This window comes from Paenibacillus sp. GYB006 (assembly GCF_036577645.1).
GTDB lineage: Bacteria > Bacillota > Bacilli > Paenibacillales > Paenibacillaceae > Paenibacillus.
In genome coordinates this window covers 1-339 of record NZ_JARBDA010000080.1, presented here as the reverse complement: position 1 = coordinate 339, position 339 = coordinate 1, and the positions used below count along the sequence as shown (strand labels likewise).

Below are 339 nucleotides of genomic sequence, written 5' to 3'. Positions count from 1 at the left end.
GGGTGAAGTCGTAACAAGGTAGCCGTATCGGAAGGTGCGGCTGGATCACCTCCTTTCTATGGAGAATCGTTTCCTGAAACGGAAACATTCAAATATACGTACGACGAAAGTCGGCGGATCACTTTGCGAAAGCAAAGTACACACTCACTCGTTGTTCAGTTTTGAGAGTTTAATCTCTCAAAATCAAGTCATAAAATTTCATCCACACTTTACGTGATGGACCGAGAATTTTATGGTCGCAACAAAGTTGCTCTTTGAAAACTAGATAACGAAACAATTTTGCGATTTTAGAAATATCCTTTAAGCTGAACTTGTGTTAAACAAGTGAAGATTAATAGA

The 339-nt window shown here is 38.9% G+C and carries 1 rRNA gene; it reads left to right on the top strand.

The features are described from left to right. Positions 1 to 56, top strand: a 16S ribosomal RNA gene (locus PV403_RS25090); the annotation flags it as partial. Positions 57 to 339: the final 283 nt, after the last annotated feature.